Genomic DNA, 20,332 nt, shown 5'->3' with positions numbered 1-20,332 from the left:
CGGGATAGCCGTTATGAAAAGCACCTCGGGGCTTGTTTCTTTGCACTTATTTGGTAAAATATAGTCAAAGGAGGTGATGGTGGTGCCCAAAGCACTCATCATGGCAGGAGGGAAAGGAGAAAGACTCTGGCCACTCAGCCGTAAATCTCGACCCAAGCAGTTTGCACGTTTTTTTGAGAAGACTTTTTTCCAGCTCACTGTTGAGCGCATTGCACCATTGGTTGGCATGGAAAACATATGTGTAGTGACGCCCGAAGAGTATATTCCTGAGATTCGCAGAGAGGTCCCCCATCTCCTTGAAAAAAACATTTTTGTTGAACCTATGGGAAAAAATACCGCTCCCTGCATTGGCCTTTCCGCATTGTACCTTGCGAAGGAAAATCCTGAAGAAGTGATGGTGGTGCTCCCTGCAGACCACCTGATTGAGAAAGAAGAGGAATTTCGCCGGGTGGTGCAATTTGCCTTCGAGCTGGCTGAAGAAGATAGACTGGTTACTCTGGGGATAAAACCTTCCCATCCTCATACTGGTTATGGTTACATTCATTTTGATGGAGAGTACAGGACAAAAGACGGCCTCAAGGCCTATAAGGTTTTGGAGTTTACCGAAAAGCCTGACTTGGAAACTGCTCGGCGATTCGTTGCCGAGGGTACCTACCTCTGGAATAGTGGTATGTTTGTCTGGAAAAGTAGGGTGATACTTGACGAAATAAAGCAGTATATGCCGGACCTCTGGCAAGGTTTGCAGGAAATTGCCCGTTATCTGGGTACAGCAAAAGAAGAAAACGTTAAAAGAGAGGTATTTTCTGGTTTGAAGAGCGTTTCCATTGACTATGGAGTTATGGAAAAGACCCAGCGGGCTGTGGTTATACCCGCGGACCTTGGCTGGAGTGATGTTGGCTCCTGGGCAGCGCTTGCTGAGCTGCTTGAAAAAGACGAAAATGGCAACCTGACTTTTAGCAAGCATTTGCCCATTGATAGCAGGGGTTGTGCTGTTTTCTCCAAAAAACCTGTGGTTACCCTGGGAACTTGTGACCTGGTGATCGTTGAGGACGAAGATGTCATCTTTGTGATGCCCCGCGAAAAACACCAGGAAGTGAGAAAGGTACTTGAAAAGCTTGAGGAAAGTGAAGATGAAGACTTCAGAAGGCTGCTTTAGGCCTTCTGAAGTTCCTGGTGCCGAGCCGAAAAGCTTATCTTGAATTGGCTTTGGGAAAACCGAAATTCTTCTAAGAACTTTTTATTTTTTCCGCAACTTCCCGGGCGAATTTTTTAGCTTCTTCCAGGTCTTTTTGGTTGGGCCTTCCCCTGTTGATGCCTCCAATTAGTTTAAGAGGTCCATAGGTGTCGTATCCTCGACAGGCGAAGCTACCCACAACGTTGAAGCCTTTTTCTTCAAGGAGTTTTGAAAGGTGCTGATTAAAGCTTTTTCTGCCCATTCCGCTGGTTGAAAAGACCAGGGCATTTTTCCCCTGAACTTGAGGAAGTTTCTGAATGAAATCTACGATTTTGCGATGGTGTTTGCCAAAGAAAATCCCGGAACCAAAGCCGAGAAGGTCATACTGGAGAAGCTCCTGGGGAGTTACCTCATCAGGAGTTTTCAACTCTGCTTTCAGAGTTTCGGCAATGGCTCGGGCTATTTTTTCTGTGTTACCGTGATGCAAAGAAAAGTATATTATCAGCGCCTTCATCTTTTCATCCACCTCTTAAAAATTATTTTACCTTTTGGTGGGAACCAATTTAGTTTTTGCTGAATATAATCGAGTAAACTCAGGAGAGCATAGTTTACCTCAGGCTCCCTCCTCAAAGAAAGATGCTCTCCTGAGTTTTTTGTTTTCCGCTATAATTAGGGAAAAATAACAGCGTCTGAAGAGGTCCATTTCTCAGATGAGGAGGGAGCAGGGGATTGGCTGGTGCAGAGTTTTTTAAATCCATGATTGAGCTACGCAAAAAGGGAGAGAAGGTTGGTATTTGTTCGGTGTGCAGCGCTCATCCTCAGGTTATTGAGGCTACTCTTGAGTTTTCCCGAAAGGCGAATTTGCCGGCTTTGATTGAGTCCACTTCCAATCAGGTGAACCAATTCGGTGGATATACCGGTATGAAGCCTCGAAATTTTAGGGATTTTGTGTATCGCCTGGCTCAAAAGGTGAATTTCCCGCTTGAGAATATTATCTTAGGCGGCGATCACTTAGGCCCCAATCCCTTTAGAGAGCGACCATCTGAAGAAGCAATGGCTCTCGGTTGCCAGATGGTTGAAGAATATGTGAGAGCAGGTTTTACCAAAATTCACCTGGATGCCAGCATGTATCTTGGTGATGATCAGAGAACTCCTGGTGAACCCCTGGATATAGAGATAGTTGCTGAGCGCACAGCAACCCTTGCTGAAGCTGCCGAGAGAGCGTTCTGGGAGAAGGGAAGTGGAGAAAAGCCCTGGTACGTTATTGGGAGTGAAGTGCCCATGCCGGGAGGTTCTTTTGAGCTGGAAGGTCCTCCTGAGGTTACCTCGCCTGCTCACTTTCGCCAGACAGTGGAAGCAACCCGCGAGGCTTTTTTGCAAAAAGGCCTTGCTGAAGCCTGGGAAAGGGTTATTGCAGTGGTGGTACAGCCAGGGGTAGAGTTTGATGATTCCCGAGTTTTTGTTTATTCCAGAGAAAAGGCTCAAGAGTTGAGCCGGGCTCTCACCAGGTATCCCGACCTCTGTTTCGAGGGTCATTCTACGGACTACCAACCCCCTCGAGCACTTCGGGAAATGGTTGAAGACGGAGTCGCCATTTTGAAAGTTGGTCCAGCTCTTACTTTTTCCGCTCGGGAAGCGATTTTTATGCTGGCTAATATGGAGAAAGAACTCTTACCTCTTTATCGAGAGTGGCAACCTTCTGAGCTTTTTGGGGTAGTGGAGCAAGTTATGCTCAAACATCCCAAGTACTGGGAAAAGTACTATCAGGGTGATGAAGGCCGGTTGCGTTTTGCGATGAAATATAGTTTCTTCGATCGGGTGCGCTACTACTGGGCTTATCCGGAGGTGCAAGAAGCGCTGAAGCGTTTGTTTTCCAATCTGCGCTCTGTGGAACTGCCTCTTGCTCTGCTCAGTCAGTTTTTCCCACTTCAATATCGCAAGGTTCGTGACGGTTTACTGAGTAAAGACCCTGAGGACCTGGTAAAAGACTGGATTGGCATGACCCTTGAGGATTATTTTTATGCTGTTTCACCCCAAAAATAAATAGAATGGAGGGAAAAATGGTGCCAGAAATTATTTCCTTAGGCGAGGCTTTGGTGGAAATCATGCGTCATGAAGTGGGAGTGGGCTTTGACCGGCCGGATTTTTTCGTTGGGCCTTTCCCAAGTGGTGCTCCAGCTATCTTTGCTGATTGCGCTGCCCGCCTTGGAGCCAGAGTTGGTTTTATAGGGACGGTGGGGAATGACGATTTTGGCAAGGTGATTCTTGACCGCCTGGAAAAAGACGGTGTGGACCTTCGTTACTGTTACATTGACTCGCATCTTACCACTGGTGTGGCTTTTGTGGCCTATTTTGAAGACGGTTCCCGAAAGTTTATCTATCACATTGGCAACGCAGCAAGCGGAGTTATAGAGGAGGAGCGCATCAAAGAAGATTACTTTGAGGGAGCTTCTTTCCTTCACATCAATGGTTCGGCTCTTTCCATGAATGAGGCCTGGAGGAAGGCAATTTATCGGGCTGTTTCTGTGGCCCGTGAGCGGGGAGTAAAGATAAGCCTGGACCCCAACTTGCGTCCGGAAATACTGGGTGTGGACAAAGTGCGTGATATCTGTCGTCCGGTAGTTGAAGCAGCTTCGTTTGTTTTTCCAAGCGGTGAAGAAGCCATGATGTTGACCGGCAAGGTTACTCCCGACGAAGCCTGTCGTTTCTTGGTGGAAAGTGGAGTGGAGTATGTAGTTTTGAAAAGGGGAGATAAAGGCAGTACCGTTTATGTTAAGGGAAGGAGTTTTGAAGTTCCGGCTTTCAAGGTGGACGAGGTTGACCCCACAGGCGCTGGTGATTGTTTTGATGCCGCTTTTCTGGTGGGCATGCTGCGCGGGTTTGATCTGGAAAAATGTGCTCGTTTTGCCAACGCGGTGGGTGCTCTGGCGGTAACTCGCAAAGGGCCCATGGAAGGAGCGCCGTTTTTTGAGGATGCGATGAGTTTTATGGAACGCAGTTAACGCAAGCTTGAGAGGGCCGGCAACGCGGCCGGCCCCTTTTAGTTATTTTCTCCAATTCTCACCATTTTCGTGGTAAGCCGTATTTCTCGACCACTTGCATTCAGAGCTTCCTGAACGAGGTAGAGAAGTCCTCGGCAACAGGGAACTTCCATGTAGACCACTTCCACTTCTTCGATCTGGGGATTGTTGTGCAGGATGTGTTTTAGTTTTTCCAGGTATTCTTCCCCGCGCTGGTCAAGCTTAGGACAGGCAATTACGGTTCTCGTTGTTGGTTCGTTTTGTACAAAAAGCATCGGATTTTCGAAGGCGCAGCAGTCGGCGGCTATGCGCAGTTTCGTTTTTTGGGGAAAGGAGACAAATGGTGCAACCAAAGCAAGCTGCAAGGGCCAGTCGGGTTTCTTTTGTGAAAAAGCAAAAGCAGGACAGGAGAGATTATCCTCTTTTTCTTTGGGAGGAGCAACTTCCTTTTCAATCAGACGTATTGCTCCCTGAGGGCATTCTCCAATGCAAGCACCTAGTCCGTCACAGTGATTTTCGTTGACCAGCTGGGCTTTGCCATTCACCAGCTGAATGACTCCCTCTACACATGCGGTGACACACTTTCCGCAACCATTGCATTTTTCCTGGTCTATCTGGATGACTTTTCTTTTCACGGCACTCACCTCATTTAGGTATTATAATACCAAAATACTTTAATTGGAATAGCCAGGGATGTGATTCTAAGGTTTGGTTTAAAAAAATTTTGGGTACATCTTGAGAGGAAAGAAATGGCGTATTATAATTTACTCATCTATATGAATAAGTCATATAAGGAGGTTTTGTGATGTGCAGAAGCCACCATCACGAACACTGTGAGTGCCCAGGTTTTAGGATGGGCAGGTTTTTGCAGCCCTGTCTTCTGCTTTTGCTGGCTCGTCGCAGAGCCCACGGCTATGAGCTGATTGAAGAATTACAAAAGCTGTGGTTCGAGGGGGAGAACCTGGACCCCGGATTGGTTTATAGGACCCTGCGCCGTTTAGAAGAAGATGGTTTCGTTCAATCAGAGTGGGTAACTGAAGGACCTGGTCCGGCCAAGAGAGTGTATATTTTAACCGAGGATGGCAAAATTGCCCTCCACTCCTGGGCGAAATACATAGAAACTCAAATTCCACGACTTCAAAGTTTTCTCGCTCACTACCGGGGACTTGAAAAGGAGTCAACAAAATGAAGGTGGATGTTTCAACTTTAGTTCTTTACGGTGTAGCTTTGAGTTGGTTGCTGATTTCTTTTCAAAAAGACAAGGCCAGGACCATCCTTGCCCTGAAAAAGGCCTGGAAGAGCTTTGCTGGCATTTTACCTCCATTTTTAACTGTGATTTTCCTCATTTCTTTGGTGATCGTTTTTCTGCCTGAGCGGAGCATAGCCGCTTTTCTGGGAGAGCAAAGTGGTTTTCCTGGTTATCTAATAGCTTCTCTGGTTGGTGCCATAACGCTTATTCCAGGATTTGTGGCTTTCCCCATGGCTAAGATGCTTCTTGACCAAGGAGCAGGAATAGCGCAGATGGCAGTCTTTATTTCCACGCTCATGATGGTGGGGGTGGTCACTGCACCTCTTGAAGCGCGCTATTTCCGGCTTCGAGCAACGTTATGGCGCAACCTTCTGGCATACTTTTATTCTTTCCTGGTTGGGTACGTGGTCTGGATAGCGGTGAAGGGATGGTGAAAAGCAATGAAGAGTCAATTTAGAGAATACAGGAGCGCTTTGGTGATGCTGGGTGTATCGTTGGTGATTCTCCTTGTGCAGCCGGCAAGTGGGAAAGAGGTTTTCCGACTGACCTTTAAAAATACCCTTTTTATGTTGGGCGTGGTTCCGCCCATTTTCCTCATGGTGGGACTTTTTGATGTCTGGGTTCCCAAGGAGAAAGTCGTGAAAAGATTGGGAGAGCACTCTGGTTTTCTGGGCATGTTTTTATGTCTTGCCCTGGGGATTTTTGCGGCTGGCCCTCTATACGCTGCTTTTCCAGTTGCCGAAGTATTACTGCGTAAAGGGACCAGCTTGCGCAACGTGTGGATATTCTTGGGTGCCTGGTCAACCATGAAAATACCCATGTTTCTCTTTGAGGCCCAGAGCCTGGGTTATCGCTTTGCCCTTTCTCGTTATGCTATGTCCTTTCTGGGCGTTTTCTTGATTGCTTTTTTGCTGGAATGGCTGGTTTCTCAAAGAGAGAAAGGGTGTATTCTGGAAGGATATCTGTCTTCTGCACTCAGAACGGATTAGCCATAATTCATTGCTTCTGGTTTTGAGGCTTGCATTCAGCTTACACAGGGGTTCTCAATTTTCTGTAGTGTTTCCATTCTGGATTGGATTTCTCTCCTTGAGGAGCTTATAATGAGAAAGCTCCATGACGAATTCAGCTTTTACTATTTGAGAGGTAATTTTTCCGCTTGGAGCAGATTCTGGAGAGCTTCCTGGATAAAGCAGGGACTGAACATCCTTCCCAAAGCAGTGTTTGTCTTAGACCGCTTCCACCTTGCAAAGCGCATAAAAGGAACCCTGCACCATAACCCTCAGCTAGAGAAGAAACTCTGGAAAGCCATACAAGAAGGTTCCTGGGATGAAGTTGCCGATGTCCTGCTTAATGGGTACTCAGAAACTACTGACCCCAAAAAGCAAAGGGAGATCAAAGAACTTCTCCATTATCTCCAGCAAAGCTTTCAGGGTATCCTTGCTTTCAAACACTATCAAAAGCTAAAGCTCAGAATTAGTGCTCGAGGTCATGTGAGTCACGTACTCTCTGCTCGTCTCTCCCAGCGTCCTATGCAATGAGAATAAGAAAGGAGCAGATCCTATGAGCTATCTCCGGGCTATGAAGTTCAACCAGCAATCAGTGAGGAGTTTCTACCTGAGAACCCATAAACAAAAACTCCCTGCTTTCACTGTATCTTCCGAAAACCATCCAGAGAGAAAAGGAAAGAGGAAAGGAGGTGTTGCACGAAGTCTACGGGAATATACCGGTTATGAGAAAAGCAGTGAGTTCTCTACGTTTAACCCTTAAGGCTTTGTCTCAAGAGATCTCCTGGGTTTCTGTGATATAGAGGAAAGGAGATAGTCATATCAACGCCATACCTTCTGGATGGATGCGAGGTTTAAGAGGAAAGAAGAAAACCATGTTCCAAGTACAATCGGAAAAGAAGAAGATTTCAGAAAATGTACCTACAATAAGTTGACGCTATCCTTTTATGGTTGACTCCAGTGATGCCTCACCTAAAAATCTTGATGAAATGGATTCGTTGCCTCATTTAAAATTCTATACCAAATTCACCTCCTCAGGGTGAGGAATGGAATCATTTTTCAAGGTAACCATCTCGATCCATTGGTTCTGGATTTTGACGATCTGTCGTTTGAGTTCGGCTGGATTGAGTTCTTCATATTGGTCTTTTAAGGATTGCTTGATGGAGTCATCAATCGATGAGGCGTCAAGAACTCGCATCAGTGGGGTTTTGGCTTCATCATAGTGTTTTTTGACTTTACTATTCACTCGCTCTTTGAAAACCAGTTTGGTAACCGGTTGGAAGAAGTTAGTATAGAGACGAAGAAGGGAATAGAGTTGGTTGAGAAGGAGGAGTTCGTCTTCGGTCTCATAGCGAAGATAGCCAACCGTTTTTCTCACCATGGTCCAGTTCTTTTGTTCGACATAACAGTTATCATTCTTTTTGGAAGGTCGAGACCGGGTGAAGGTGATCTGTTCTTTTTGACAGTACCGAATGAGTTGGTTATTGATGAATTCTCCTCCATCGTCGGAATCGATTCCTAAAAGAGGAAAGGGAAGCCTTGCTCGGATCTGTTCTAAGGCTTCAAAGACCCATTTCTGAGCTTTGTTTTTGACCGCTTGAGTTTCGTTCCAGCCGGTTAAGACATCGGTCACATCAAGAGTTTGGCAGAAATCCCCACTGGGGTTTCCGCCATCGTGGGCAACCAGATCCATTTCACAGAATCCTGGTCTTTTCTCATCCCAATCAGCAAAAGTTCGAACTGGAATCTGGTGTTTGAGAAGCGTTCCGGGCTTGGTGTAGGACCGAAAGGTGAAGGTGAGCTTTCGTTTTTCCTTTTGGAGAAGCCGATCGACGGTCGCTGGAGAAATAGAAAGAAGTTTGGCTTTGACCTCTTGGGAAAGAACCAGTTCCTCATGCTTTTCCAGTTTTTTGATCATCCAAGGAAGTGAGGGAACGAGTCTTTTCCCGCAGGGGCAATCAAAGATGAGCCAGATCTTTTTTAAAGAAGAAAGGACTTCCTCATCATAGATCTTTTTTCGGTTCCTTTTTACCTTGGTGATGGATCCAATGACTCGATACTTTTTGCCGTTTCGTCCGGTGAGATAGACTTTCCGTCCATGATGAGAAAGGAGCCAGGAGGCATACGTCCGGGTGTATCCAGTGAGATGGACGAGTTCATCCAAGATCTTTCTTTTTTCTTTCTTAGTGGCTTTTTGATACTCGGGTGCCATTTTCTTAATGATTTCCCTTCTGGTATTCATGGTGAGCTCCATTTCGTTACCTCCTGTTTTAAAAAAATCACCCGGAGGTAGAATGGTTTATATCAGGATTTTTAGTTGAGATAACGATAGGAGTTCATCAAGATTTTAGATGATTCAACTCGATCTGTTGACTTAATGTGTTTTTAATGGTATAAAGATGTATATACTTGTAATGTATTAAGGGGGATGAAAAGATGAAACTGTCTTTCGAAATATGGCCCAACTATCCTTACCAGATGGGTATAGTTGGGGTTGTTACTAATTCGTGGGGAGACAAGCCTCTTGATTGGTGTGTTGAAAGGGTGGCTTCTTATGGTTACGAAGGCGTCGACTTTATAGACAGAAGTTTCATAGATCTTTCAGATAAAGAGTTGGGGGAGACAATTGAAAAGGTGTTAAGGGTGGTTGATTCTAAGGGTATTAAAGTTGCTTCAGTTGGGTCCCATCATCTTGCAATCACTCCCTGGAAGTATTTGATAAAAGGACAAATAGCCAATGTCAAGAAAGCAATAGACATCGCCGCTCGTATAGGCGCTCCTACTGTGGTGAGTTATATTGACGGGTATTACAATCCTCCGACGTATATCATGATTTCAAGGAAAGAGGCTAAGCAAATTTTTGTGGATATGGTTAAAGAATGTGCTGAGTACGCAGGGGAAAGAGGTTTGGATTTTAGTGTTGAGCCACACCAAGAAACCTTGATAAATCTCCCGGATATTACTTTGGAGTTGATTGAAGCGATAGGATTGGATAACGTCAAGGTAACTATAGATTTTGGGGGTTTATATCTAGGCATTAAGCCTCACATGCCTGTTAAAGAAGCAATTGCTGCTTTTGGGAAACTTATTAATCACGTCCATGCGAAAGATATAGCAGGCACTATAGGTAGGTGGAATATGTGTTGGTTCGGAGGTGGCATAGTTAATTTTAAGGAATGTGCTGAAGCGTTGAAGGAGGTGGGATATAGTGGTTTTATAAGCGTAGAATGGGAAGGATGGTTTAAGGGTGGAATTGAGGGTGTTGGCGATCTTAATCAGGGTGGGCTTGCTGACTTTGACAGGGTTGCGCAGGAAGCAAAGGATTTTTTGGAAGTTTATTTTAAATAACGAAACTTCCTTTAAGGAGGTTAATTTTACAATGAGAAAAGGGTTTTACGTGATAGTTCTCTCTATGGTTTTGATGTTGGTTTTTGCTGCTTTTGCTTTAGCTAAGACCGAGGTAGTTTTATGGCATATGGAGCAACCTCCTCATCGTGTAGAACAATTTCAAAGAACGATCGACGCTTTTAATAAGGCCAATCCTGATATCAGTGTACGTCAGGTAGTTTTAGATTGGATGGAAGCTTATACCAAGGTAATGGCAGCTATTGCTGCAAGACAGCAGCCAGACCTGATGTTTACAATTCCAGACTTTACTACTGCAGTGAAGTCCTCGGGAGCTGTACAGCCGGTTGATGATATTTTTTCGTATTTGGGAGAAAGGTATGATTTTATAGATGCTGCAGTTGAGCCTTACAACTATGATGGTCACCTTTGGGCCGTTCCCGCGTACGGTATGGTTCATATGTTGTGGTACAGGAAAGATATTTTTAAAGAAACAGGACTTGATCCCGCAACACCTCCGAAAAGTTGGGAAGACTTGTTAAATTATGCTAAAAAAATTGCTGAAGCCAAAAATATATATGGAATAGGAGTTCCCGCTAGTAAGCATATGTATACAGATCAAGCTATATATACTTTTATGATTACCAATAAGGCAGAAGATTTGTTTGATGAAGAAGGGAATCTGATTTTTAACAACCCACGCACAGTTGAAACATATGCTTTTTACAAAAAATTGTACGAACTCTCACCCCCAGATGCCTCTTCATGGACTTGGGCAGAACCCCAGTTGGCTTTCAATACAGGCAAAATGGCTGTGGCTATAGAAAAGGGTCAGTTTTTACTTCCGTTTGAAAAAGAGTCTGGAGTATCTGGAGAAAATTTGGGTTGTGCAATAGTGCCTATACCTGAAGATGGACAGAGGGGTTCCATATATTACTCAAATGGAATAATGGTTTTGACTTCCGATAACAAAAAGCATGAAGCCATTAAAAAGTTCTTGGATTATTTGTTCAATCCAGAAGTTAATGGGGAATGGCTTGCTGGGATGGAACCAGGGCTTTTCTTACCGGTAACAACTAATACCTTACAATCCGAGTCTTTTTGGTCGCATCCCGTGATTTCTCAGTATCGTTCTCACGTTGAGTTAATGATCGAACAGTCCAAGTATGGTAAACTTTTTGGCTTTACAAAGGGCAGAGTGAATCCTAACATTGGAAGAATATCAGGACAGAATATTCTGGCTCAAGTTGTACAAAAAGTTTGTCTCGAAGGAGTGGATCCAGCTAAAGCAGTGGAATGGGGTCAAGAAGAAATGTTAAAAGCTCTCAGAAAATAGCTTGATTGTTCGTTTATGTCCCAGACGGATTGCTACGTTGTTAACAAGTTGTGATCCGTCTGGGACGAATTAAGACTCGTTTGAGGCGGTGAGAAACGGTGTTCAAAAAATGGAACCCTAAAAGTAGCAACGCGATATTTGGGCTTTTACTTATCGCTCCTCTTCTCGTTTGGTTGCTCGTAACAATTGGTTATCCATTGTTTTTGTGTGTAAAACTTAGCTTCTTGAACGTGGAATTTATAGGTGAAAAAGGTGTTTTTGTGGGTCTTAAAAATTATATCAATGTGGTTCTTGATGCATCGTTGTGGCATGCTTTTCGCAAAAGTTTATTTTGGGTGATTGGAAACGTTGCTCTTCAAACAATATTAGGTTTTTTTGCGGCTTTGATTCTTAACCTAAAAATTAGGTCAGTAAGTTTTATGAGAACGTGGATTGTCTTGCCCTGGATTCTCCCAACGGTTGTTTTGGCTATAATGTGGCGGTGGATGTTAAGCGGGACATTTGGAGTTATCAACTATTTATTGGAGAAGCTTGGCGTAATTTCTCAACCCATTAATTACCTGGGGTCTATTAATGAGGCTATGCCAGCTTTGATCTTCATTAATTCATGGAGATGGTTTCCGTTTATTACTGTTCTTTTGCTAGCTGCACTTCAGTCAGTTCCTCAGCAAGAATATGAGGCTGCGGCAGTAGATGGTGCTAACAGTCTTCAGTCCTTTTTTTATGTTACGCTTCCTAATTTGAAGCCTGTTATGACTGTATTGGGTATATTGGGTCCGCTGTTAACTTTTAACGTCTTTGACGTTGTATGGTTACTTACTCAAGGGGGGCCTTCAAGGGCCACTTATACTGTGCCGGTTTTAATATATGAAAGAGGATTTAAAGCTTTTGCATTGAGCGAAGCGGCTACTATTTCGGTTATAGCTTTTGTCTTTCTTGCGATGTTTGTTGTCGTTTATTTGCTTTTAACTAAGATGAGCGTAAGTGAGTATGCGAGAGAATAGGCTTATTATGGCGCTGGGCGGTGAATTTCTTCTATGGCGAGATATTTAAGGGGTTCAGATTATGCAGTCTTTGCGGTTAAGGTTATTCTTCTCGTTTTTCTTTTTGTAATTGTGTTGTTCCCTTTTTACTGGATACTTGTCTCCTCTTTCAAACCGACTGATGAGCTTATAAGAGCTATTCCCACATTCATACCAGAGACTTTCACTGTTGAACATTACAAAAATCTGCTGAGAGTTGCCGAGTACCCTAGTTACCTTTACAATAGCATTGTAGTCGGTCTTTTAACCACTTTGTTATCAACTTTTCTCGTGTTCTTAGGGGGATATAGTATATATAGATGTGAATATCCTGGTAAAAACATTATCTCGAGTTTCGTTATTGCTAGTTATGCTGTTCCTACTACTTTATTAACGGTACCTCTATATCTCATATTTGCTGGGCTTGGACTTATAAACAACTTGTTGAGCTTAGTTTTAATAAATGTTACTTTGGTGAGTCCTCTTGGTGTGTGGTTGTTAAAAGCTTTTCTATCAAGTATTCCAAGAGAGGTTGAGGAAGCAGCTTTAGTTGATGGAGCAGGGAGACTGAGGATAATGTTTCAATTGGTTTTACCATTAATAGCGCCAGGTATAGGGGCGGTAGCTATTTTTTGCTTTATTACTTCTTGGACGGAGTTTCTCTTTGCGAATATCTTCATGCTGGACGAATTCAAAAAAACTTTACCTGTAGGTATTGCAAGATTTATCACTCAATACAATGTGGATTGGGGACTTCTGATGGCTGGAGCTGTTTTAACGGCAATACCACCTGTGATATTGTTCGCCCTGTTTGGTAAGAGTTTTGTCAGGGGTTTGACAGCAGGCGCTACCAAATATTAGTTCTACGATGGATCCAAGTTTTGGTTAAGGAGGAGTGTTTCCAGTGAATAAAGAATCAATTCTCTATTTTGAAAGGGTTAAAGAAATGATGGATAGAGTTTTAAGTGAAGAAAGTACTAATGTAAAACAAGCTGCTTCGATACTTGCGAAAACCATTCAGGAAGGTGGGTTGATTCATATATTTGGAACAGGCCATTCTCATATTTTTGCTGAAGAGGCTTTTTTCAGAGCAGGTGGGCTTGCCTGTATTAATCCAATGCTTGAGCCAAGTTTGATGCTTCACGCTGGTGCTGCAAAGTCCTCTTTACTGGAAAACAAGCCTGGCATTGCTGAGGTAATATTTGAACACTTTCAACCAACTCCCCCAGACTCTATGATTATCTTTTCCAATTCTGGCGTCAATTATGTTCCACTTCAAATGGCCTCCATAGCCAGGGAAAGGGGCATACCGTTGATAGGTATTGGCAGTAAGGCTTATTCGCAGTATTTGGCTGAAAAAAGAAACTGTAAAAGCATCTCTGAGTATTGTGACGTCTTTATCGATAATAAGGGAGAAATAGGGGATGCTTGCATTGAAATCTCGGGGTTACCCCAAAAAATTGCTCCCACTTCAACAGTTATCGGTACTTTTGTTTTGAACTTGTTGCTTGTCGAAAGTATTGCAAAGTTGTTAAAAGAATCTAATGTGGTACCTCCTGTTTTCGTAAGTGGTAATCTTCCTGGGGGGAAGGAGAAAAATCGAGAATTGATTGAACATTATCGCAGGCTAGTGAAGATGTTGTAGGGAGGTAAAGTTCTTGAAAGAATATGTCTTGACGGTTGATGTAGGAACAACCAATCTTAAATGCATTATCTTTGACAAAAATGGTAAGCAAATTGCTAAAGAAACTCTTCCCAATGTCACCGAATACCCTAAACCCCTTTTTGCTGAACAAAATCCAGAACAGTGGATTTTTAATTTGAAGAAAATCACTGATAAATTATCTACTCTTTACCCCCAAGAGATGGAATCTCTTACTTGTGTTGCTTTAACGGGCCAAATGCATGGGCCAGTGCTTATAAATGTTGACAGTCTTCAGGTTTTGTATCCTTGCATGATATGGTCCGATATAAGGGCTGTAGAGGAAGTTAAAGTACTTAAAGATAAATTTGGAGAAGCTTATTTCCTGAATAAAATGGGCAATTTGCCCCAGGAAGCTTTTACTTTACCGAAAATGCTCTGGTTAAAGAACCATGAACCATTCTTGTTTAAAAGAGCAATAAAATTGGTTTTCCCAAAAGATTACCTAGCTTATGTACTTTGTGGAGATGTTTCCACGGATTATTCTGATGCCTCAGGCTCCCTCTTATATGACATATACAAGAAGAACTGGGATAAAGATTTACTGAAAGAACTTGGGTTTAGATTGGATATATTACCAGATGTAGTCGATAGTAGCTGCATAGTGGGTGCTGTTTCTCGAGAGGCCGCCGGAGAGTTTCATCTACCTTCTGGGTTACCTGTCATTAAAGGGGCCGGTGATCTTGCGGCTACCGCTCTGTCGACAGGAGCTGGGGTAGAAGAAAACGTTTCTTTGTGTGTTGGTACGGCTGGACAGTTGCTCTTTTGCTCGGACAAAATACGTAAGGAGGTGTTAGGCAAGCTATACGTATTTTTGCACTGTATTCCAGATAAGTACTTTTATCTTGGTACAGTTCCGACAGGAGGCTCGGCCCTGGGCTGGTTCCTTTCTTCCTTTTGGGGTGGTGACCCGGATTTGTTTTGGCAAAAAGTTGGAGAGATTAAGAAAATCAATACGGATAGAGGACTAGTGTTCTATCCATTTTTGATGGGTACCGGAACCCCTTATTTTAATTACCAGGCCAAAGCAGCATTTTTGGGCTTGCAGGTTAATCATAAAATGGAGGACGTTGTGCTTGCGATTTTGGAAGGCATAGCTTTTGCGCTTAAAGATTCGCTGGAAGAAGCGTTAACGACCTTCAGAAAAGTTGAGAGGGTGATTTTAAGTGGAGGTCTTGCTCGTTTAAATATTTGGCCTAAGATAGTCAGCAATGTTTTCAACCTGCCTACATATTTAGTCCCTTACGTGGATACTGCTTCGGTTGGGGCTTGTTTGTTGGGTATGGAAGCGATGGGTCTTTCCCGGGAAACTTTATTTAAGGCTGAAGACTTTGAGGGTTGTCAGTTTCTTCCAGAAGAAAGATACGCAGAGTACTATTTAAGGTTGTATTCTTTTTACAAATCTAAAATGGTTTCGGTATTGAGTTGATGACAATGGGAAATTGGACAATAGACAAAAACTCACCTATTCCATTACATACACAGTTGAAGAATATGGTCAAAACGCTTATCGAAAGCGGTCGTTATAAGCCGGGGGATAAATTTTACTCAGAAGGAGAACTTGCTGCGCTATGTGGTGTCAGCAGGATGACCGTTCGGAAGGCCATGGATGAGCTTTCCAGGGAGGGTCTTATTTTAAGGATACCTGGTAAGGGGACTTTTGTGGGAAGGAGAAAATTAGTTGAGAAGCTTACTGAACTTGTGGGTTTTACTCAGGATATGGAGTCAAAAGGTTATGTTCCTTCCAGCCGTATTGTAGAGAAAAAAGTTATTTCTCCTCCTGAAAAGATAAGAAGTCTTTTACAGCTGAAAAAGGGAGAAAAAGTTTTGTTTTTAAAAAGAATACGTTACGCTTCTGGTGAAGCTGTTGCTTTGCAGGTTGCGTATATCCCATTAAAGCTTTTCCCAGGCATAGAAAAACTTGATTTGGAGAGAGAATCTCTTTACGCTGTTTTCAAGAAATTTGGCAGGCCTCCGGTCTGGGCAAGACAAGATATGGAGCCCACACTTATAAAAGAGGAAGAACATGTTAGGCTTTTAAAGGCTTCGAGTGGAAGCGTAGGAATGATTAGCGAGAGATTGACCTATGATTTGGAGGATAATCCAATAGAATTCACTACAACCCTTTTCAGGGGTGAGAATTATAGATTTACGGTGAATTTGATTAATCCGGAATTTGCAAGCAGAGCTTGAGCTTTTTGTATGTTGAGGGTTAAAAGGTGAAAAAAGAAAGCTTTATAGCAAAAGGCCAATTGGTTACTCCTTATGGAGTGTTTAAGGGATCCTTGTTAATTAAAGGGGACATTATAGAGGATGTCCATATTGGGGACGTTTTTAGTAAGGAGTGCGAAGGTGTTTTTGACTTTGGTGATGCTTATCTCTTCCCGGGGCTCATAGATCTTCATATTCATGGCGCAGTGGGAGAAGACTTTATGGATGGTTCTCCCGAGGGAATTGAGAGGATAACTACCTTTCTCCTTCAGCATGGAGTAACTCGCTTTTTAGCAACTACTTTAACAGAAAGCAAGGAGAGGACTGAGAGGGCTATCGAAGCCATAGTATCTTGCAAAAAACTTTTCCCTTCTATTTTGGGCATCCACCTTGAGGGCCCTTATCTATCCCCTGAAAGAAGGGGTGCCCAGAATGCCTCCTTCTTGCGCAAACCAGATTTGAATGAAATAAAGGAATTTATTGCACTCGGCGAAGGCCTTATAAAGAGGGTCACCATCGCCCCAGAACTTGATAATGCTCTTGATATAGTTGAATACCTGGCTTCTCAGGACATCCTGGTCTCCCTTGGTCATAGTACGGCCGATTACCGAATAAGCTTCCAGGCCTTCCTGAAAGGAGCTCGCCTGGTAACCCATCTTTTCAACGGTATGGATCCTCTCCATCACCGTTCTCCCAATCTTCTTGCTTTTGCTCTGGGTTTTGAGGGGATATGCGTGGAAATGATTGCTGACCTGATACATGTATCACCTGAAATAATGAAAATTGCTCTTTTGTGTAAGCGCAATCGACTTATTTTGATTAGCGACGCCATTAGAGCAACTGGTTTGCAGGATGGAATGTATGAAATGGGTGGAGAAATGATGGAGATGAAAGACGGCATTGCCAGAATGGTTTCAACCGGGAGCTTAGCAGGAAGTACTCTTACTTTAGATCAGGCATTATATAATCTGAAACAGCTGTTTGATCTTTCTCTGCCAGAATTAGCACGAATGGCCAGCTTGTTACCAGCTAAACTCTTAAAAATCGATGATAGGTTGGGAAGCCTTGAAAAGAATAAAATTGCTGATATCGTGGTCTTTGATGAAAATTTTAGAGTGCAGGGGGTATTTTTAGCCGGAGAGAAAATTTTTTGACAACCAAGATAAAGAGTAGACCCCAGGGTTTGGACCTTGCTTTGAGCCTGGGGTCTTAGAGAGTACACCTTTAGTTGGCTAAGTATGATTTTGCCTTCTTAAATAAAACTCCAAGTTCTTCCTGTAAGATGTGGTCTAAAGCTATTAAATAGACTTTAAAAGATATCTCTTGCTGGGGTTTTAAAGTGAGCCCTTCACTAACATTGGAAAGTACTACATATGCATTGGCTCCTGGTTTCTCGGGATAAGATTTTCCCCAGGACCAAACTTCAGCTTTTGTGAAGAAATCTTGCGGACCCCAAAGTTTTATAAAAGCGACGTTTTCTTTGGAGTACAGGAAGGCTGCTAAGGGTAAAGAAAGTCGATCTTTGGTTAAAACTCGAAAGTATTTTTCTGCTTTGTTCCACTCGTTGATTTCACTTAAAGAGGCCAAAACTGTTCCTGGTTCGCCAAGCCAATTGTCTTCGCTTTCTAAAACTTCTACTTTTTCTATGGGCAGAAGCCAGCGACACTCGCCCATACTGTTTACAACAGTGAAATCTTTAAAATCTAAAGTTATTTCTTTTCGTTTTGAGGTATTGGTTATTTTTGTTGCTATTTCAGCTAAAGGGGAATCGTTTCTGACCCTTATCCAGCATTCGGTGAGAGTTTTTTTGAATATGTCCTTTCCCGAAAGGTAAACTTCCGCCAAATTTTCCGTATTTTGTTTTATTTCAAAAGAGAGATCAAAAGGCTGACGATCTCGCTCGTTCCAGGGAAGAGAAAGATAATATCCTCCAAATTCTACAGTGTGGAGTCCTTCAGGTAATACCATGGGAGATGGGTTTAACTCATTGTAGAGAAGGGGTATTTTTTCTCCTTGCTTTTTTAGAGCGTAAGATGCAATCACTCTACCTCGATTTGGTATGATGGTTACTTCTATAAGGTTATTTTCGATTTTTATAATTTCGGGATGGGTTTTTGTAGTGGCAAGCTCGGCTACTGGTAGAACGTAAATGTCTTTCAATATCTGTAAAGAAACCTTTGTGAGGGCTGAAGAGAAACCAACTACGCTTAATAAGAGAAAGATGCTTAAAAATATACTTAGTTTTGCAAAAAATTTCATAAACTCTCCCTCCTTTTGGTTTTTAAGGACTACTCTTTCACTGCTCCAGCAGTGAAGCCCTTTATAAAGTATCCGGATATAGGTAGAAATATGAGAAACACCGGAAGCATTATCAATACCGAACCCGCAAGGAGAGGACCCCATTCTATATATTGCTCTGCTGCAAAGGTGGCTAATCCCAATGGTCCTGTTTTCTTAAGGTTGCTACTTATTAACACCAGGGCAAACATGTACTCACCCCAGGCTGTTATAAAAGAATATGCACCTGCTGCAACCAAACCTGGAGCGGCGAGAGGCAAGACTATGCGAATAAATGTTGATGTCGAACTGGCTCCATCTATGCTTGCAGATTCTTCTATATCACGAGGGATATTGTCGAAAAAAGAGGTTAGAAGCCAGGTGCAAAAAGGTGCAGCGAGTGCAGAATACACTATTATTAGGGAAATAAAATTGTCGTAGAGATTTAGAAAGGCGAATATTTTATAAAGAGGTACCAGAAGTATTACTGTTGGAAAAACATACAAAAGAAGCAAAAAACGAGATATGATGCCCTTTTTTAGCCTTTTGTTGCGTGAGATACCATAAGCACTTATCGAGGCAATGGCTATTGTACATATTGTAGTTAGCGAAGAAATTACTAAGCTGTTGTATAAAAACCTTGGAAAATCACGGACTGGTGTTCTTGCAAACAAAAGGGTTTTGTAGTTTTTGAGGGTGGGATTTTTAGGCAGCAGAGTGGCTTTCGACATTATTTCTTTTAAAGGTTTAAAAGAAGATAAGAATATATAGAAGAAGGGCCAGATCATTAGCAGAATGATTATAGCTATTACTATGCCAGCGATTATTTTGTTTAAACCTTTTAAGTGCATTTATTCCCTTTCCTCCTGGTACTTGCCAACTTCCAGTGCATAGTCAAACATTTCTAAAATGTTTTCTGGTGGTGTGTCTGGTTGAATGTTGTGGGCTGGGCTCATAACATATCCTCCATTTTTGCCAAGTAACTTGATTCTGCGTTCTACTTCGAGTCTGACTTCTTCTTTCGAGCCTGGAAGGGCAGATTGAATATCAATACCTCCCCAAAAGCAAAGCTTATCTCCATATTTTTCCTTGATTTTTTGATGGTTCATTCCATGGGCTAAAGGTTGGAGTGGATGCAGTATTTCTACTCCAGCATCGATCAGCTGTGGTATCAAGGGTTCAATAGCTCCACAGGAGTGTAGAAATATTTTTGCTTCGGTACGGCTCTTTATGAAGGAGAATAAATTTTTGTGACGTGGTTTTACGACTTCCTGGTATAGCTTTGGTGAGAGGAGCGGAGCTTTTTGTGTTCCCAGGTCATCACCAAGCATAATGACCTGGATATAGTCTCCTGCTTGTTTGAGAAATTCGTCAAAGAATTGAATTTTAAACTCCAATAGAGTGTCTAGTAGACGTTCCGCGTATTTTCTGTTTTGGATGAGGTCTACTAAGAAATTTTCCATGCCACGTAAGTACCAAGCTGGCTCAAATAAGGCTGGACTTAACGGATCGCCAATAATGGCATAATCTGTATGGCGATGTAGGTATTCACATCTTTCTCTTAAACCAGAAAAAAGCTCTTTTTGCCTTGGCTCCGGCCAATCAAATTTTTCTATCTCCTCAAGCGTACCTTCTTTTAGAGGATGTTCAACTATGTCATAATAAAATCCATTTGAGGCAAGTCTCCAGCGTATACCCCATTCGTCTATGTATTCTTCTTCAAAAGTCTCTTGATTAGGTAAAGTAGGTCTTACGTATCTTGTATCAATGTGCAATCTAATGAGTATTTCCTCCGGAGGCTCAATAAGTTGCAAGGGTTTTACAATTATTTTCAGATCTTCTTTGATACCGAGCAGGTTGCACAATTTTTTGGCAGCAAACAGAGTTAAACCAGTTATACTGCTTCCCAAATCCAGTGGTACTCTGTCTGGGAGCTTTTTACTGATGGCTGACTTTAGTCTTTCGCAGCTTTTCACTATTCCTTCTCCTTTC

Annotated in this window: 22 protein-coding genes; 16 read left to right on the top strand and 6 right to left on the bottom strand. The window is 42.7% G+C overall.

The genetic code is table 11. The features are described from left to right. Positions 1 to 82 precede the first annotated feature (82 nt). Positions 83 to 1,156, top strand: a complete 1,074-nt coding sequence (locus QBE54_RS07760) for a mannose-1-phosphate guanylyltransferase (protein WP_369017626.1) — start codon at positions 83 to 85, stop codon at positions 1,154 to 1,156. Positions 1,157 to 1,226: 70 nt separating this feature from the next. Here QBE54_RS07760 and QBE54_RS07755 read toward each other — a convergent pair whose 3' ends face one another. Next, entirely contained in the window at positions 1,227 to 1,688 is a 462-nt protein-coding gene (locus QBE54_RS07755; RefSeq protein WP_369017625.1) for a flavodoxin family protein, read from the bottom strand. Positions 1,689 to 1,903: 215 nt separating this feature from the next. Between QBE54_RS07755 and QBE54_RS07750 the strand changes: the two genes are divergently transcribed. Together QBE54_RS07750 and QBE54_RS07745 are read left to right on the top strand one after the other, a co-directional pair. Next, positions 1,904 to 3,217, top strand: coding sequence for a class II D-tagatose-bisphosphate aldolase, non-catalytic subunit (locus tag QBE54_RS07750; RefSeq protein ID WP_369017624.1), 1,314 nt, complete (start codon positions 1,904 to 1,906; stop codon positions 3,215 to 3,217). Positions 3,218 to 3,237: 20 nt separating this feature from the next. Continuing rightward, positions 3,238 to 4,176, top strand: coding sequence for a sugar kinase (locus QBE54_RS07745; RefSeq protein WP_369017623.1), 939 nt, complete (start codon positions 3,238 to 3,240; stop codon positions 4,174 to 4,176). A 38-nt stretch (positions 4,177 to 4,214) separates the two neighbouring features. Here the strand turns inward: QBE54_RS07745 and QBE54_RS07740 are convergent, their stop codons facing one another. Further along, positions 4,215 to 4,829 carry an ATP-binding protein gene (locus QBE54_RS07740; RefSeq protein ID WP_369017622.1) on the bottom strand — a complete coding sequence of 205 codons (615 nt, stop codon included), beginning with the start codon at positions 4,827 to 4,829 and terminating at the stop codon, positions 4,215 to 4,217. Positions 4,830 to 4,999: 170 nt separating this feature from the next. Between QBE54_RS07740 and QBE54_RS07735 the strand changes: the two genes are divergently transcribed. The 5 genes from QBE54_RS07735 to QBE54_RS07715 all read left to right on the top strand — a co-directional run bounded on the left by QBE54_RS07735 (position 5,000) and on the right by QBE54_RS07715 (position 7,210). Then, positions 5,000 to 5,383, top strand: coding sequence for a PadR family transcriptional regulator (locus QBE54_RS07735; protein ID WP_369017621.1), 384 nt, complete (start codon positions 5,000 to 5,002; stop codon positions 5,381 to 5,383). Continuing rightward, positions 5,380 to 5,877, top strand: a complete 498-nt coding sequence (locus QBE54_RS07730; protein WP_369017620.1) for a permease — start codon at positions 5,380 to 5,382, stop codon at positions 5,875 to 5,877. The genes QBE54_RS07735 and QBE54_RS07730 overlap by 4 nt, the downstream gene beginning before the upstream one ends. A 6-nt stretch (positions 5,878 to 5,883) precedes the next feature. Beyond that, a complete protein-coding gene (locus tag QBE54_RS07725; protein ID WP_369017619.1) occupies positions 5,884 to 6,432 on the top strand; it encodes a permease in 549 nt (182 codons plus the stop codon). Positions 6,433 to 6,543: 111 nt separating this feature from the next. After that, a complete protein-coding gene (locus tag QBE54_RS07720) occupies positions 6,544 to 6,981 on the top strand; it encodes a UPF0236 family transposase-like protein (RefSeq protein WP_369017618.1) in 438 nt (145 codons plus the stop codon). A 22-nt stretch (positions 6,982 to 7,003) separates the two neighbouring features. Further along, positions 7,004 to 7,210 (top strand): hypothetical protein, encoded by a 207-nt coding sequence (locus tag QBE54_RS07715; protein ID WP_369017617.1) that lies wholly within the window; start codon positions 7,004 to 7,006, stop codon positions 7,208 to 7,210. Between the two features lie 252 nt (positions 7,211 to 7,462). Here QBE54_RS07715 and QBE54_RS07710 read toward each other — a convergent pair whose 3' ends face one another. After that, the gene (locus QBE54_RS07710) at positions 7,463 to 8,701 is read right to left on the bottom strand and encodes a transposase (RefSeq protein ID WP_369017616.1); all 1,239 of its coding nucleotides are present in this window, start codon (positions 8,699 to 8,701) and stop codon (positions 7,463 to 7,465) included. A gap of 182 nt (positions 8,702 to 8,883) precedes the next feature. Between QBE54_RS07710 and QBE54_RS07705 the strand changes: the two genes are divergently transcribed. From QBE54_RS07705 to nagA, 8 genes are all read left to right on the top strand, one after another. Further along, positions 8,884 to 9,795: a sugar phosphate isomerase/epimerase family protein gene (locus tag QBE54_RS07705; protein ID WP_369017615.1), complete on the top strand. Its 912-nt coding sequence runs from the start codon at positions 8,884 to 8,886 to the stop codon at positions 9,793 to 9,795. A 31-nt stretch (positions 9,796 to 9,826) separates the two neighbouring features. Further along, on the top strand, positions 9,827 to 11,128 hold the full coding sequence (locus QBE54_RS07700; RefSeq protein WP_369017614.1) for an ABC transporter substrate-binding protein: 1,302 nt from the start codon (positions 9,827 to 9,829) through the stop codon (positions 11,126 to 11,128). A gap of 98 nt (positions 11,129 to 11,226) precedes the next feature. Beyond that, positions 11,227 to 12,132, top strand: a complete 906-nt coding sequence (locus QBE54_RS07695; RefSeq protein ID WP_369017613.1) for a carbohydrate ABC transporter permease — start codon at positions 11,227 to 11,229, stop codon at positions 12,130 to 12,132. Between the two features lie 33 nt (positions 12,133 to 12,165). Continuing rightward, complete coding sequence (locus QBE54_RS07690) at positions 12,166 to 13,011, top strand: carbohydrate ABC transporter permease (protein ID WP_369017612.1); 846 nt, start codon at positions 12,166 to 12,168, stop codon at positions 13,009 to 13,011. A gap of 43 nt (positions 13,012 to 13,054) precedes the next feature. Further along, complete coding sequence (locus QBE54_RS07685) at positions 13,055 to 13,795, top strand: sugar isomerase domain-containing protein (protein WP_369017611.1); 741 nt, start codon at positions 13,055 to 13,057, stop codon at positions 13,793 to 13,795. 13 nt (positions 13,796 to 13,808) lie between these two features. Beyond that, positions 13,809 to 15,281, top strand: a complete 1,473-nt coding sequence (locus QBE54_RS07680; RefSeq protein WP_369017610.1) for a xylulokinase — start codon at positions 13,809 to 13,811, stop codon at positions 15,279 to 15,281. Positions 15,282 to 15,346: 65 nt separating this feature from the next. Further along, positions 15,347 to 16,045, top strand: coding sequence for a GntR family transcriptional regulator (locus QBE54_RS07675; RefSeq protein WP_369019417.1), 699 nt, complete (start codon positions 15,347 to 15,349; stop codon positions 16,043 to 16,045). Positions 16,046 to 16,071: 26 nt separating this feature from the next. After that, positions 16,072 to 17,217, top strand: a complete 1,146-nt coding sequence (gene nagA / locus QBE54_RS07670) for an N-acetylglucosamine-6-phosphate deacetylase (RefSeq protein WP_369017609.1) — start codon at positions 16,072 to 16,074, stop codon at positions 17,215 to 17,217. A 70-nt stretch (positions 17,218 to 17,287) separates the two neighbouring features. Here the strand turns inward: nagA and QBE54_RS07665 are convergent, their stop codons facing one another. From QBE54_RS07665 to QBE54_RS07655, 3 genes are read right to left on the bottom strand one after another with little or no spacing between them, the layout of a single operon-like run. Next, positions 17,288 to 18,322: a hypothetical protein gene (locus QBE54_RS07665; protein WP_369017608.1), complete on the bottom strand. Its 1,035-nt coding sequence runs from the start codon at positions 18,320 to 18,322 to the stop codon at positions 17,288 to 17,290. A 29-nt stretch (positions 18,323 to 18,351) separates the two neighbouring features. Further along, a complete protein-coding gene (locus tag QBE54_RS07660) occupies positions 18,352 to 19,191 on the bottom strand; it encodes a carbohydrate ABC transporter permease (RefSeq protein ID WP_369017607.1) in 840 nt (279 codons plus the stop codon). Beyond that, positions 19,192 to 20,316, bottom strand: coding sequence for a uroporphyrinogen decarboxylase family protein (locus QBE54_RS07655; RefSeq protein WP_369017606.1), 1,125 nt, complete (start codon positions 20,314 to 20,316; stop codon positions 19,192 to 19,194). Positions 20,317 to 20,332: the final 16 nt, after the last annotated feature.

The organism is Thermatribacter velox, from assembly GCF_038396615.1.
In the GTDB taxonomy this organism is placed as follows: Bacteria; Atribacterota; Atribacteria; order Atribacterales; family Thermatribacteraceae; genus Thermatribacter; species Thermatribacter velox.
This window is presented reverse-complemented; position numbering and strand designations above follow the sequence as displayed.